Genomic DNA, 14592 nt, shown 5'->3' with positions numbered 1-14592 from the left:
TCCCCTCCAATTTCCGTATTCATAAAGGTAAACCTTATGTAGTGGTGTTACCAGAGGGTTTCTCGTGAAAGAGTTGAAGAAGTTGAGCCAAAGTGGGGCAAAGTTGGACATCCAGAGGGCTGCTGATACGAAAACGAAACAGGTGAGATAGAAATGAGCTACACTGCACTACAAGTCGATCCGAGCGTACTCGCAGAGGGGGTTAACCTGCTGTGGGTACTGGTGGTATCGTTCCTGATCTTCTTCATGCACGCGGGCTTCGCCATGCTTGAGGCGGGGCAGGTGCGCTCGAAGAACGTCGCGAACCAGCTAACGAAGAACCTCCTGACCTGGTCGGTCGGCGTGACGGTGTTCTTCCTGATCGGGTCAGGGATTAGTGCCCTGGTCGGCGGGAGCGGGTTCTCGCCCGCGTTCGGTGCCGGGGCCGCAAACGACTACGTCGGCTGGCTGTTCGGTGCCGTCTTCGCGATGACGGCGGCGACCATCGTCTCCGGCGCGGTCGCCGGCCGGGCCAAGCTCCGCGCGTACATCACGTACACGTTCCTGCTGGCAGCGGTCATCTACCCCGTTGTCACCGGGATCACGTGGGCCGGCGCGTACATCAGCTTCGGTGGCGAAGCGTTCCACGACTTCGCCGGCGGGATGATCGTCCACGGTATGGGCGGCATCGCGGGCCTCACGGCGGCGTACGTCCTCGGCCCGCGGATGGGTCGGTACAACGAGGACGGCTCCGCGAACGTCATTCCGGGCCACTCCCTGACCTTCGCCGTTCTGGGGACGCTCATCCTTGCGTTCGGCTGGTACGGGTTCAACGTCGGGACGGCGGCGACCGTCTTCGTCGTCGAGGACGGCTCGCTCGCCCTCGGCGCGTTCGCGACGGTCGGCCGTGTCGCGATGACGACGACCATCGCGATGGCCTGTGGTGCGATGGGTGCCGGGCTGGTCGCGTGGCTGAAGACCGGAAAGGTCGACACCCTGTACGTGGCGAACGGGCTGCTCGCCGGGCTGGTCGGCATCACGGCGATCCCCGACACCACGACGTGGTGGGGCGCAATCATCGTCGGCGCGCTTGCCGGCGGTCAGCTGCCGGTCGTGTTCAGCTTCATGGAGAACCGGATGAAGATCGACGACGTCTGCGCCGTCTTCCCGGTCCACGGTAGCGCCGGCGTGCTCGGCACGCTGCTGTTCCCGTTCGTCGCCACGTCCGGCACGGTCGGGTCAGTCGTCAACGCCTTCATCGCACAGCTGATCGGCGTCGTCGCCATCGCGGGCTGGACGATCCTCGCAACCGGGGTCGTGTGGTACGCGCTGAAGATGGTCGGCCAGGCGCGGGTCATGCCCGAACACGAGCAGGAGGGGCTGGACGTCAGCGAGCACGGCGTCGAGACCTACCCCGAGTTCGGCGGCGGCGAAAGCGTTGTCGCCGACGGTGGCAAAATGAGTACGGACATGCGCACTGACGGAGGTTCCAAAGATGACTGACGAAACCGACGACTCCGAAATCAAGATGGTAGTCGCAATGGTTCGACCGGACAAACTCGGCGACGTGAAGAAGGCGCTCGCGGAGGTCGGTGCCCCGTCGCTGACAGTGACGAACGTCTCCGGCCGCGGCTCACAGCCCGCGAAGAAGGGGCAGTGGCGCGGCGAGGAGTACGTCGTCGACCTGCACCAGAAGGTCAAAGTCGAGACGGTGGTCGCGGACATCCCCGCAGAGGATGTCGTCGACGCCATCGCCGACGGTGCCCACACCGGCGAGAAAGGTGACGGCAAGATATTCGTCCTCCCCGTGGACAACGCCTATCAGGTCCGAACCGGTAAAGAAGGCCCAGAGGCAGTCTGAGCGGACGAAATGGTCGATGATACCGACAGACAGGTAGTGAACGCACTGCTCCAGGACGGCCGGGCGAGCGCCCGTGATGTCGCCGCCGCGACCGGTATCGCGGCGACCACGGTGTCGCGCCGGATGGACGACCTGGAGGCGACCGGTGTGATCGACGAATACACCGTCGACATCGATTACGGGGCGCTGGGCTACGACGTGACCGCCGTGTTCCAGCTCTCCGTCGAGGGCGACGGGCTCGGACGGGTGGTGGACCAGTTACGGGATCGACGCGAAATGATCGCGGTCTACGAAGTGACCGGCGACCACGACATCGTGGCCGTCGGGAAGTTCACCGACACGCAGTCGATGAACGAGCGGATAAAGACACTGCTGACCGACGAGGACATCCGATCTGCCTCGACGTCAGTCGTGCTGAATACGGTGTGTGAGCACGAGCAGTTCCCGGTCGATGGAACTGACGCCTGAAGACGCCTGCAGTTCTGTTTTGCTGACGGTCCGAGGCGGTGAGACACACATGCGGCCCCCAGCGGTGGCGTTAAGCCGCTTGCGCCGTTCCGGTAGGTATGGGCTTGAAAGTGGACGTGCGGAAGCTGGACCTTTTCAATCAGATGGCAAAGGAGGGGTCGGGGACAGTCGCGGAAAACCTCGGTCAGTTGACCGGGCTCGACGCGACAGTTCGGACCTCACAGATCAATTTTCTCGACATCGAGGACGTCAAAACGCACATCGGCGACGACAAGGGCGTCGGCATCTACGTCGAACTGAACGAACCGCCCTACGGCTACGTCCTGTTCCTGCTGGACCCGGCCGACAGCAAGCAGATGGCCGGCGCGATGATGGGCGGGATGGCCGACCCGAGCGAGGGCGAGGGGTTCTCCGATATGGAACGGTCAGCGATGCAGGAAATCGGCAACATCATGACCTCCGCTTTCATCGACGGGTGGGCCAACGTGCTGGAGACGACCATCGACATGGGGACGCCGAACTTCGTGTTCGGGCCGGCCGACGGCATCGTCGACAAGATGGGCGGCTGGCCGGACTCCGACCTGGTGTTCGTCGTCGACTCGCGTATCACCCTCGACGACGGCGACCTCGGGATGACTGTGTACACGTTTCCCGAGCTGGAGGACCTCGTGGCGCTCATTCAGGACATCGACCTCGACACCGACGTGGCGGTCGACACCGAAGCCAGCGACATTCTCGACTGATATCGGCACACTGCCCCTGCCTACATCTGTTCACCACGCGGACGAAGTGTGTTGAATCGCCGACGGGAGAGTCACAGGTCCATCTCGAGCCGATACCAGCACCAGATATGCTAATTGTTCCCTCATTTCTATTGAAATAAGTATTATATATATTTATCATCAAAACAGATGTTATGCGATTGGAAAGAGGGGGCGAGACAGTTGACAGACGGTCCCTGTTACAGGTCGCCGGTGGGGTCGGCACCGCAGGGCTCGCCGGGCTGGCGGGGTGCCAGGACGGGGGTTCGACAACGGAAAACACACCGGAGCATCCACCGCTCGGGAACTATCCGGTCGAAGGCGAAACGGTCACGCTCGGCTTCAACGTTCCGCAGTCGGGGACCTACGCCGCCGAAGGGCGCGACGAACTGCGGGGGTATAAACTCGCGGTCACGCATCTCAACGAGGGCGGCGGCTGGGTCGGACAAAGCTCCTTTGACGTGCTCAGCGGCGACGGCGTGCTCGGGAAGACCGTCGAGTACGTCACTGCAGACACGGAGACGAAACCGGATGTCGCGACGGTCAACGCCGAGGAGATGATCGATCAGGACGACGTCATCATGTTCTCCGGCGGCTCGTCCAGTTCCGTCGCCATCGCCCAACAGGAGGTCGCACAGGCGGAAAAGGTCCCGTACATGTGCTGTCTGACCCACTCGAACGACACGACGGGCACGGACTGTGTCCGCTACAGCTTCCGGGAGATGTTCAACGCGTACATGACCGCACAGGCGCTGCTCCCGGTACTCAAGGAGCGGTTCGGTCAGGATGTCCAGTACGTCCAGATCTACGCGGACTACAACTGGGGCGAGACCATGGAGTCGTCCATCCGTGATTTCTTCACGTCGAGCGGCTGGATCGAACTCACGAGCATCGCGACGCGTCTCGGGACGACGGACTACGAGGAGCCGCTCAAGCAGGCCCGGGACGCCGGTGCAGAGGTCGTCTTCCTCGACCACTACGGACTTGACGCCGCGAACTCGCTGACAAAGGCCCAGGAAATTCTCCCGGACGAGGTGGGGATTGTGGTGCCGCTGTACAACCGCATCGTGGCACAGAACGCCTCGAAGGCGCTCGACGGCGTCGTCGGGACGGTCGCGTGGGACACCAGCGTCTCGTCAGACCTCTCGAACGAGTTCAAGAACGCCTTCACCGCCGAGTACGGGAACACACAGCGCCCCTCCGGCGTGGCCCATCTGGCTTACGCACAGACGCTCCAGTACGCCGCGGCCGTCGAGCGGGCCGGCACCTTCTACCCGCCGGCGGTTATCCGGGAACTGGAAGACCACGAATACTCGGTCGGGCTGGGTAGCCAGACGATGCGGAGCTGTGACCATCAGGCCCAGCGTGGCGTGCCGGTGGTCGAAGGGCTCTCCGAGTCCGAGCAGTCCCTTGGCCGGTTCTACGACCTGCTCAGCGTCACGAAGGCGGTCGGATACGACTGTGACGGCGGCCCGGCCGCAGAGTGCGAGCTCGGAGACTACGGCGAGTAAAACTGTTGGCTGTAACTACTGTAAGATATTCGCGGTGGCGAAACTCGTTACAGGCGTACAGCCGACAGTATAGGGCCGCGATTCGACGACTGCTGAGTTCCGGAAAAATACGGCAAACGGAGAACCGAATGGGGACATGGACACGAGCAGTCCCCGTCTGTCAGAGGCAGACGGACACGCCCCGAGGCAGGGCACGTCACGTCGCTGGGGCCGGCTGTGCGGAGCCGGGGCCGCGTTACTCCAGTAGTTCCGGTGCCGCGTCGTATGCCACCCCCTTGACCGCGGATTCCGACGGGTCGGACGCCCCGTCCTGGTCGGTTGAACTGTCCGTCATGGTCAGTCGTCCGCCGAGATCGGCTGGCCCTCGGCGTCGGTCGGGGCCGGACTGTCGCCGTCGTCGAAGGGATACCACGACTGCTTGCCGTCGGCCAGGCACGGATCAGTGTACCCTTCGACTTCCTCCGGTTCGGCCAGTTCGACGATTGTCTCGTGGCCGGTGGCGTCGACCCACTCCCGGAACGTCTGGCCCTCGGAGCGGAGGGCGGCGTAGGCTTCGACGATGTTTGCGATCATCCCCGGTGCCTCGTCGGCGGGTACGCGCTGGCGGACCCACTCGATGAACGACGGCTCCTCGCCGATGCCGCCGCCGACGCCCACGTCGACGGCTTCGACCATCTGGCCGTCCTTGCGGGCGCGCATCCCCTGTAAGCCGATGTCGGCCGTCATCGCCTGGCCGCAGTCGGCCGTACAGCCCGAGAAGTGCATCTTGATTCGGTCCACGTCGTCGGGTACGTCGACGTTGTCACCGAGCCAGCGGAGCAGGCGGGCCATCCGCGCCTTCGTCTCCGTGAGCGCGAGCGAGCAGAACTCCGTGCCGGTACAGGCCATCGCGCCCTGAACGAACGGGTTCGGCTCGGGCGAGTGCTTCTCCAGCAGCGGCTCGTTGAGGAGGTTCGAGAGGTTCCCGTCGGGTACGTCCATGATGAGCGGGTTCTGCCGGCGGGTCAGTCGCACCTCGCCGGAGCCGTAGGCGTCGGCGAGATCCGCGAGTTCGATGGCGTCCTCGGCGGAGAGTCGGCCGACCGGCACCGAGAGGCCGACGTAGTTCTTGTCGTCTTTCTGGTCGTAGACGCCGACGTGGTCGTGGGCACCGTACTCCGTGTGCTTGCCGGCGTTGTACGTGTACTCCCCGCGGAAGTCGGTCCCGGCGGTTTCGAACTCGAAATCGAGCCGTTCGTCGAGTTCCTCCCGGATGGCGTCGGTACCGTGTTCGTCGACGAAAAACCGAGCGCGGTTCTTCGAGCGGTTCGTCCGGTTGCCCACCTCGTGGTAGAACTCGACGAAGGCACGGACCGTCTCGACGGCGTGTTCGGGCCGGATGAACAGGTCGAGCGGACGGGCTTCGCGCGGTTCGCGGCCGCCGAGGCCGCCGCCGACGCGGACGTTGAACCCCTCGACTTCCTCGCCATCAATGATTTTGTGCGCCGGCTCCAGCCCGATGTCGTTGATGCTGTCCTGGGCACACCCCTGCTTGCACCCCGTCACCGAGATATTGAACTTCCGGGGCATGTTGGCCAGGTCGTTATCGTCGCGGATGGTCTCCTGAATCTCGTCCAGAATCGGGCGGGACTCGACGTACTCCTCGGCCTTGCCGGCGACCGGGCAGCCGGAGATGTTCCGCATCGTATCCCCGCCCGCCGAGCGCGAGGAGACGCCGACGGCTTCGAGTTTCTCCCAGATCTCCGGGATGTCTTCGAGCTTGAGCCAGTGCAACTGGATGGACTGTCGCGTCGTGAGGTCGATCCAGCCGTTCCCGAACTCGGGGTTCTCGGCCGGTCCCTTCGCGTAGTCCCGAGCGACCTCGCCGATGGCCCGAAGCTGGTCGGGCTCCAGGACGCCGCCGCAGTTGGTCAGCCGCATCATGAAATACGACTCCTGGCCGCCGCGGTGGTGGAACACCCCCCAGAACTTGAACCGCGAGAACCACTTCTCGCGTTCGTCCTCGGGAATCGACTCCCAGCCTTTCTCGGCGAACTCCTCTAACTTCTCCCGTACCTCGTCGCCGTACAGCTCCGCCTTGTACTCCTCCTTTTTATGTGCCATCTTCGCGCGCCCCCGTTCTTAATGGATGTAGTTTTTTATCTCTCATATTTATCTGAATGTCCGCTAATTCACGTCTAAGTACTGAGGTTGATTCCTTATAACGCTATTCGTTAAAGAAATAAAGAGTAAGAGATCGTTAGGAAACGGCCGTCCAGAATTATACCGTCTGAGAGGTGTTTAAAGAGGTTATACACTGCCCCGGCGGCAGAGGTGAAACCGCAGGACGGCAATCGGTTGTCCGGTCGAGTTCTGGACTGTGCGTCGGGGACGCTCCGCGGGCGTGATTCGCCCGACCGGGGCGCGACCCCGTAGAACTGAGGTGTCGGTCGCGCGCGAGCCGAACCGACGGGGGACGCGACACACCGGCCTGTTCAGTGCGTCACGCGTGCTGAAAAGAGAAGAACGGCTCGTTCGAGAGCGATGAGCGTCAGTCGTCGCCGGAGGCGACGGTGGTGCCTTCCTGCGTGCTTCCGACGAACCCAGCCGTGTTAGCGACTTTCGCGATTTCCGGCTGGAACACCCATGCAGACAGCAACACAATCGGAATCATGGTAACGGCGGCCACGGAGTACCCCAGGTGGAGGTTCGCCAGCCACGGCGCGGAGTAAAACAGCGGGTAGACGATGCCGCCGACGGTGCCAACGCCGCCGACGACGCCCGCGACCGAACCCGAGTCGTTCGGGAACATCGCGGGCACCTGCGCGAAGATAGCGCCCTCGGCCCAGGCACAGCCCGTGCCCACGAGGAATCCGATGACGACGGCGTTCATCAGGACCCCGGAGAGTCCGGCCAGCGTCATGGCGAACATCATCACCACGATGAAACAGAGCCCGAGGAACGTCCACTGCTCGCGGTACTGGCCCTCGAAGAACGGCAGGATGTCCTTCTCCTTGCGGGCCAACAGGTCGCTACCGTAGCCGCCAAAGGGCCGGAGCAGGCCGGCGGCAATTGAGAACGTCGCCGCGAAGGTGCTCGCGATGACGAGGTTGTCCTGGTTGAACGCCTCCCGGTAGTAGGTGGCGAGCCACCCGTTCATCGACAGTTCGAGGCCGAAGGACATGATGTACGCGGCGGCGAGGACGACAGTGCCGTAGCGCGTGGCCGTGTGTAGCCAGCCCTTGAAGTTGGTGTCCTCCTTGGTCGCCTGGCGTTTCGCCTCGCTTTTCGCGGCCTCGCCCAGCGTGTAGTAGGCGATTGCGAGGAGGATGGAGACGATGCCGGTGTAGAAGAAGGCGGCCCGCCAGTTAGTCGAGAACAGCGGGCCGTTCCAGCCACTCCCGAACACCCGGGGGAGGACGAGCGCCCCACCGGCGGCACCGGCGTTCCCGACGCCGGCGTAGATGCCCTCCGCCAGGCCGAGGTTCTCCTCTTCGAACCACTCGGCGACGTGCTGGATGCCGATGACGAACGTGATGCCGGCCGTCGCCACGATGAGCCGCAACACGAAGAACACGGAGTAGTCCTGTGCGAAGGCGCTCCCTATCGAGAACACGCCGACGTAGGCCAACACGATGGCGAAGATGGCCGGCGCGCCGAACTTGTCGGAGAGCCAGCCGGTGAGCATCCGTCCGAACGGTGCCATCCAGATGGCCGAGCTGGCGAGGATGCCGATCTCCGCGGTCGAGAGCCCGAACTCCTCTGCCATCGGGCCGGTAAACGGCGCGAACGAGAACCAGATGAGAAACGAGAAATTGAACCCGATAGTTGCCAGCAACAGCGTCCGGTACTTCGTCATCTTGATCAGTCCCATGCCGACACCTCGGTTACGGACGCGGTATTGTTCACGGTCGATAACGAGCCTTTGTTCACCAATCCGCCTTTATTTTGGATGTGTGCCCACATCAGTACATGAAGTCCGAAAGTCCCACCATTTAATAACAGTAACCGTTTACAGAACGGCTATTCTACCCAGCCTGAGTGGATAGACCGCAAATATATCATCAGATATCCCCTGTTTAAGGACATTGAACGCCCAGCGGACGGGGGAATAATTGGACATATTTAGATTACTTCGGACGGCGATGGAGAAGCGCGTGTCGACGAGCCGTCGGGGCCGCGCCCGATATCGGCTCAGTCGGCCGTGGCGGGCGGCAGTTCGGCCTCTGCGGCGACGAGGCGGGCGGCACACTGCTTGAAATTCGGTTCGTCGGACTGGGGGTCCCGGTCCGAAAGCGTCAGCCGGTTCGTCGCCGGGTGGTGAATGGGGAGCCACACCATCCCCTCGGGGACGCCCTCGTCGCGGTCGATGGCGACCGTCGCGGAGCCACGGCGGGTCTCGACGGTCAGCTGCTCGTCGGTGACGAGCCCGCTGTGTTCCGCAACCGTCTCGGGGTGGATGCGGGCCACCAGCGTCCCGGCCTCCCCGCCGCGGGACCGGACGCCGGTGTTGTACCCGTCGGCCTCGCGAGCCGTCGTGAGCGTCAGCGGGTAGTCGTCGTCGGTCGGCTCCGGGAGCGACCCCTGGCGACCGGTCGAGAACTGCGCACGGCCGGAGGCGGTGGGGAACGACCACGACTCGTCGTCGTAGTAGCGGTAGTCGCCGGCGCTCTCCTCATCGGGTGCGGGCCATCTGACGGCGTGGCTGTCGTCGAGGCGCTCGTAGGTGATGCCCGAGCAGTCGGCGACTGTCCCCTCGGTGAGGGCGGTGAACTCGTCGAAGACGTCCGAGGGGTCCGGTGACGTGCTCTCGAACAGGCCGGGGAACAGCCGCGAGCCGATGGTGGCGATGATGTCCAGGTCCGACCGGACGCCGCTTGGCACGTCGGTCGCCGACCGGACCCGGGAGATGGTCCGCTCCATGTTCGTCGTCGTCCCGTCGCTCTCGCCCCACGTCGCGGCGGGCAGGACCACGTCGGCGATCTCCGTCGTTTCGGTGTGGAAGGCGTCCTGCACGACGACGAAGGCGTCTTCGAGCGTCTCGCTCACAGAGTCGGCCTCGGGCATCCCGGCGACGGGATTGGTGGCGACGGCCCAGACGGCGTCCGGTTCGTCTTCGAGCATTCCGACCGGACCCGGGCCGGTGTCGTCGGGGAGGCGGTCGACCGGCACGTCCCAGTGATCGGCGACGAGACGGCGGTGGTCCGGGTCCTCGAAGGCCCGCTGGCCGGGCCAGGACCCCTTCGAGGAGCAGATACGGGTCCCCATGGAGTTGGCCTGGCCGGTCAGCGAGAACGGGCCGCCGCCGGGCCGGAGGTTCCCCGTCGCCAGCGTCAGGTCGATGAGCGCCCGGGCGGTCTCGGTCCCCTGGACGTGCTGATTGATGCCCATGCCCCAGTAGATGAGGGCTTGCTGGTCCATCGCGTCGGCCAGCAGGTCCACCTCGGCCATTTCAACGCCGGCCTCGGCGGCCGCGTCAGCGGCGTCGGGCAGCGTCGCGAGCAGGTCCTCAAATCCCTCCGTGGCCTCGTCGACGAACTCACAGTCGACCCGGCCCGTCTCGACGATGCGGGCGAGCACGGCCCGGGCCAGCGCGAGGTCTTTCCCCGGGTCAGGTGCGACGTGGTGCTCGGAGTTCTCTGCGGTCTCGGAGCGGACGGGGTCGACGACGATGATTTCGACGCCGTCCTCGTCGGCGGACTGCTGAATCCAGCGGAACATCACGGGGTGGGCGACCGCCGGGTTCGCTCCCCAGACGACGTGGCGGTCAGCGTCGCTGATGTCGGCGTACGTACACGGCGGCGCGTCGCTGCCGAAGGCCTGGTAGTAGGCGGTGACGGCGCTGGCCATACACAGCGTCGTGTTGGCGTCGTAGTTGCGCGTCCCGAAGCCGCCGCGGGCGACTTTCCCCAAGGCGTAAGCGGCCTCGTTGGTCTGCTGGCCGCTTCCGAGGACGGCGACCGAATCGGGGTCCCGCTGGTGGACGGCCTGAAGCCCCTCGACCGCGCGGGCCAGCGCCACGTCCCACTGGGTCTGACGGAGCTCGCCACCGCTGCGGACCATCGGCCGGGTGAGCCACTCCCCGTCGGGGGCCTTGCTCTCCCTGAGGCCACGGGCACAGGCGAGTCCCTGGCTGACCGGATGGGCGGCGTCACCGCGGGCAGCATCGATACCGTACCCCTCGTCAGCGCCCTGATGCATGTGGCCACAGCCCACTGCACACCGCATGCATGTCGTCGGTACCCAGTCGCTCACAGCCACCCACGCGCCGTTCCGACGCCCAATTGTCCAATTTGGCATGATATTCCAGTACGTTCGGATGCCATTATCGTGAGTATATAGATGAACACCCACCGTATAACAGTGACTCTTTACGAAATACTTATTTTCTCGTCAGAGTGTTACATCCGTCTACTAGGTTATAGCGCGGCCGGGTAACAACAGTTTCTTTCTGACAGCGGCCAAACGCCGACGTATGAACCACGAGCAGTCACGAGCGCTGTACGACCGCGCCCTGTCGGTGCTGTCGGGCGGCGTCAACTCCTCCGTGCGAGCGACACGGCCCTATCCGTTCTTCGTCGAGAAGGGGGACGGCGGGCACGTCATCGACGCCGACGGGAACCGGTACATCGACTTCGTCATGGGCTATGGCCCGCTCCTGCTGGGCCACAGCCTGCCCGAACAGGTGCAGTCGGCCATCCAGCAACACGCCGCCGAAGGGCCGATGTACGGCGCGCCCACCGAAGTCGAGGTCGAACTGGCCGAGTTCGTCACCCGGCACGTCCCAAGCGTCGAGATGCTCCGGTTCGTCAACAGCGGGACCGAAGCGACGGTCTCGGCGGTCCGACTGGCTCGTGGCTACACCGGACGGGACAAGATCGTCGTGATGCAGAGCGGCTACCACGGCGCACAGGAGTCCACGCTGGTCGAGGGCGAGGGGGACCACACCGCTCCCTCGAGCCCCGGCATCCCCGAGAGCTTCGCCGAGCACACGCTGACCGTGCCGTTCAACGACGAGGCGGCCGCCCACGAGGTGTTCGAGGAACACGGCGACGATATCGCGGCTGTCCTCACCGAACCGATCCTCGGGAACTACGGCATCGTCCACCCGGTCGAGGGCTACCACGACACGCTCCGGGAACTGTGTGACGACCACGGCTCCCTGCTCATTTTCGACGAGGTCATCACCGGCTTCCGCGTCGGCGGCCTCCAGTGTGCCCAGGGCGCGTTCGGCATCGACCCCGACATCACGACGTTCGGGAAGATCGTCGGCGGCGGCTTCCCGGTCGGGGCAATCGGCGGCAAAAGCGAGATCATCGAGCAGTTCACCCCTGCCGGCGACGTGTTCCAGTCCGGGACGTTCTCGGGCCACCCCGTGACGATGGCTGCCGGCCTGGAGACGTTGCGGTATGCAGCTGAACACGACGTATACGACCACGTCAACGAGCTCGGCGACCGACTCCGAGCGGGACTGCAGGACATCCTCGAAGACCAGGCCCCCGAGTACACCGTCGTCGGCCGGGACTCGATGTTCAAGGTCATCTTCACCCGCGACGGGCCTGATTCCTTCGACGGACATTGCGAGGCTGGCTGCCAGCAACGGGAGTCCTGTCCGCGCTTCGATTACTGTCCGAAGACCGGCCACGACGTGACACAGGCCGAGACCGAGCGGTGGGAGCGGCTGTTCTGGCCCGCGATGAAAGACCGGGGCGTGTTCCTCACGGCGAACCAGTTCGAGTCACAGTTCATCTGTGATGCCCACACAGGTGAAGACATAGAGAATGCGCTCGAAGCATACAAAGAGGCGATATGAGGTGAGCGACGACGACATCGCACTCTCCGAGAAGCGGATGTACGGGGCGAAACGCCCGGAGACCCACGCGTACGTCGCGTCGGGACTGGGCATCACCCGCGTCGAGACGGCCGGCGGCCAGATCGGGCGGTTCAGCCTGAGCGAGCGGTGCAACGCCCGTGACGTGGCCGGCGCGAGCGGCGAAGTCGCGGTCGCCACCGACGAGGACGTGCTCGTGTTGACCGACGACGGCTTCGTCCCGACCGGGTTCGGGCCAGCCACCGCCGTCGGCTACGACGGCGACGGCCTGCTTGCAGCCGGCGACGGCCGCGTCGCTCGGTACACCGGGGAGTGGCGAGATATAGGCGAGGTCGCGGACGTCCGCGCCATCGACGGCGACCGCCTCGCCGCGGCCGAGGGCGTGTACGCCCTGCCGTCGCTCGACCGACTCGGTCTCGTGGACGTGACCGACGTGGCTGGCGACTACGCCGCGACCGAGAGCGGACTGTACCGCTACGAAAGCGAGAGCACCGACAGCGACGGCGAGTGGACCGAGGTCCGGTCGGGCCGACACATGGCTGTTGCAAGCGACGGCGAGCAGGTCCACGCCGCCGCGGCGGACGGGCTGTACGAACTGACAGCCGGCGCGTGGGAGCCCTGTGCGTTGCCGGCGACCGAGCGCGTCGTCGACGTGACCTACGGCGACGACACCTACGCTATCACCGAGAACGGGACCTTCCTCGTTGCGACCGCGGCCGAGGCGACCGCCGACGGACAGGGGGGCTGGCGGCAGCGTTCGCTGGGCGTCCCCGACGTCGTCGGCGTTGCCGTCGCCTGAGTTGGCCGGCCCTGTCGAAACGCGGAGACCCAGTTCCGTCCGGACTTCTCAAACGCAGCAATGGCACAATAGCGCCGCTCACTGCGGTATCTTCGGTTCGTCGGCTTCTTTCGAGATAATCCCGTAGCCCCGAAGGGTTCCGGACTCGTCAAAACTGGCAGAGAGCGTCATCACCGTAAAGCGGCGTGTCCCGTCTTTTCGAGTCTGCCAGCCCTCGTGGGAAGCTGAGCCGGCTGCTTTCGCGGTTTCGAGGAGTTGCTCCGACTGATCGTCCGTTAGCTCCGGCTCTGGGAAAAACGTCGAGATGTGCTCGCCGAGAACCTCCGCCACTCCGTAGCCCGTGAACCGTCGTGCGCCGTCGCTCCAGCGAGTGATGTAGCCCTCGTGGTCGAGGGTGAGGAAGGCGTAGTCCTCCATAGCGTCGATGAGAACGTCGAATTCGGTTGTTTGATCGGACAACTGCATCCGTTCAGCCGTGATGTCCCGCGCCGTACAGACGAGTACCCCGTCGTCAGCGTAGGCGAGTCGATGGTCCGTAACGAGCCGATCACCGTCTTTCGTCAATCGAACTGTCTCGCCCGACCAGTCTTCGTTCTCCTTGACAGCCGGGAGGATGTCGTTCTCCAGCCGATCCGCTTCACTGTCGTGATAGAGAGTTTTCCAGTGTTTGCCGTTCAGCTCATCCTGGTCGTATCCAAACAGGTCCGCAAAGGCGGGGTTCACGTACGAAAACGTTCCGTCCGGGTTGATGAGGCTAATGCCCTCGCTGGCAGTCTTCATTGCCCTGTAGCTGCGGTCGATTGTCCGGACAGCACGGTATCGCTCGACGAGGTTCGCGATTCGATTGGCCAGAATCGCGTACTGGGCGGTTCCGTACTCCTTCTGGATATACTCAGTCACGCCCGCAGTGATAGCCTCGCTCGCGATCTCTTCACTCCCTTTGCCGGTATACAGGATGAACGGCAGGCCAGGATACTCTTCGCGGACGGCCGCCAGGAATTCCAGCCCGTCCATCACTGGCATTTCGTAATCGGAGACGATACAATCGATGTCCTCCGCCCGAAGAGTCGCAAGGCCATCGGTTCCGTTCGTCGCCGTTCGAACTTCGAACCGCTCGTCTTCCTGTTCGAGAAACTGGGCGGCCAAATCCGAAAAATCAGGCTCATCGTCTAAATGTAACACTTCAATCATACTTTGGAGGGGCCGTTCAACTCGAACGTTGGAGTCGAGCGGGGATAAATATCTCAGCTAGGTATAAGGAATATTATGGAATATTCTCATTGTGTCGTAATAGAGGCATGGGTACACAGGGCCTGTGAGCGTCGTATCTGCGGGTGTCAAATAAATATATGATTACTAGAGGGCGGAATCAGCCACGATGTCGGGGAATCGAAAAGAGGTTT

Annotated in this window: 11 protein-coding genes; 7 read left to right on the top strand and 4 right to left on the bottom strand. The window is 63.8% G+C overall.

Going from position 1 to position 14592, the window contains the following annotated elements:
* Positions 1–153 precede the first annotated feature (153 nt).
* The 5 genes from ACOZ4H_RS02230 to ACOZ4H_RS02210 all read left to right on the top strand — a co-directional run bounded on the left by ACOZ4H_RS02230 (position 154) and on the right by ACOZ4H_RS02210 (position 4580).
* Positions 154–1482, top strand: coding sequence for an ammonium transporter (locus tag ACOZ4H_RS02230; RefSeq protein WP_424327777.1), 1329 nt, complete (start codon positions 154–156; stop codon positions 1480–1482).
* Positions 1475–1840, top strand: a complete 366-nt coding sequence (locus ACOZ4H_RS02225; protein ID WP_004517663.1) for a P-II family nitrogen regulator — start codon at positions 1475–1477, stop codon at positions 1838–1840. The genes ACOZ4H_RS02230 and ACOZ4H_RS02225 overlap by 8 nt, the downstream gene beginning before the upstream one ends.
* Before the next feature lie 9 nt (positions 1841–1849).
* The gene (gene lrp / locus ACOZ4H_RS02220; RefSeq protein ID WP_014041645.1) at positions 1850–2308 is read left to right on the top strand and encodes an HTH-type transcriptional regulator Lrp; all 459 of its coding nucleotides are present in this window, start codon (positions 1850–1852) and stop codon (positions 2306–2308) included.
* A 98-nt stretch (positions 2309–2406) separates the two neighbouring features.
* Positions 2407–3051: a chemotaxis protein CheC gene (locus ACOZ4H_RS02215; RefSeq protein ID WP_424327776.1), complete on the top strand. Its 645-nt coding sequence runs from the start codon at positions 2407–2409 to the stop codon at positions 3049–3051.
* 173 nt (positions 3052–3224) lie between these two features.
* Positions 3225–4580, top strand: a complete 1356-nt coding sequence (locus ACOZ4H_RS02210) for a substrate-binding protein (RefSeq protein WP_424327775.1) — start codon at positions 3225–3227, stop codon at positions 4578–4580.
* Positions 4581–4916: 336 nt separating this feature from the next.
* On the opposite strand, the gene ACOZ4H_RS02205 is transcribed toward ACOZ4H_RS02210, so the two are convergent.
* From ACOZ4H_RS02205 to nasA, 3 genes are all read right to left on the bottom strand, one after another.
* Complete coding sequence (locus tag ACOZ4H_RS02205; protein WP_424327774.1) at positions 4917–6683, bottom strand: nitrite/sulfite reductase; 1767 nt, start codon at positions 6681–6683, stop codon at positions 4917–4919.
* 427 nt (positions 6684–7110) lie between these two features.
* Positions 7111–8433, bottom strand: a complete 1323-nt coding sequence (locus ACOZ4H_RS02200; RefSeq protein WP_424327773.1) for an MFS transporter — start codon at positions 8431–8433, stop codon at positions 7111–7113.
* Positions 8434–8753: 320 nt separating this feature from the next.
* Entirely contained in the window at positions 8754–10859 is a 2106-nt protein-coding gene (nasA, locus tag ACOZ4H_RS02195) for an assimilatory nitrate reductase NasA (protein WP_424327772.1), read from the bottom strand.
* A gap of 175 nt (positions 10860–11034) precedes the next feature.
* Here nasA and hemL point away from each other — a divergent pair, with 175 nt between their 5' ends.
* Complete coding sequence (gene hemL / locus ACOZ4H_RS02190; protein WP_424327771.1) at positions 11035–12372, top strand: glutamate-1-semialdehyde 2,1-aminomutase; 1338 nt, start codon at positions 11035–11037, stop codon at positions 12370–12372.
* A gap of 1 nt (position 12373) precedes the next feature.
* On the top strand, positions 12374–13189 hold the full coding sequence (locus tag ACOZ4H_RS02185; RefSeq protein ID WP_424327770.1) for an HVO_0234 family beta-propeller protein: 816 nt from the start codon (positions 12374–12376) through the stop codon (positions 13187–13189).
* 78 nt (positions 13190–13267) lie between these two features.
* Here ACOZ4H_RS02185 and ACOZ4H_RS02180 read toward each other — a convergent pair whose 3' ends face one another.
* Positions 13268–14380, bottom strand: a complete 1113-nt coding sequence (locus ACOZ4H_RS02180; RefSeq protein WP_424327769.1) for a PAS domain-containing protein — start codon at positions 14378–14380, stop codon at positions 13268–13270.
* Positions 14381–14592: the final 212 nt, after the last annotated feature.

Source organism: Haloarcula amylolytica (genome assembly GCF_049705545.1).
Classification (GTDB): Archaea; Halobacteriota; Halobacteria; order Halobacteriales; family Haloarculaceae; genus Haloarcula; species Haloarcula amylolytica_B.
This window is presented reverse-complemented; position numbering and strand designations above follow the sequence as displayed.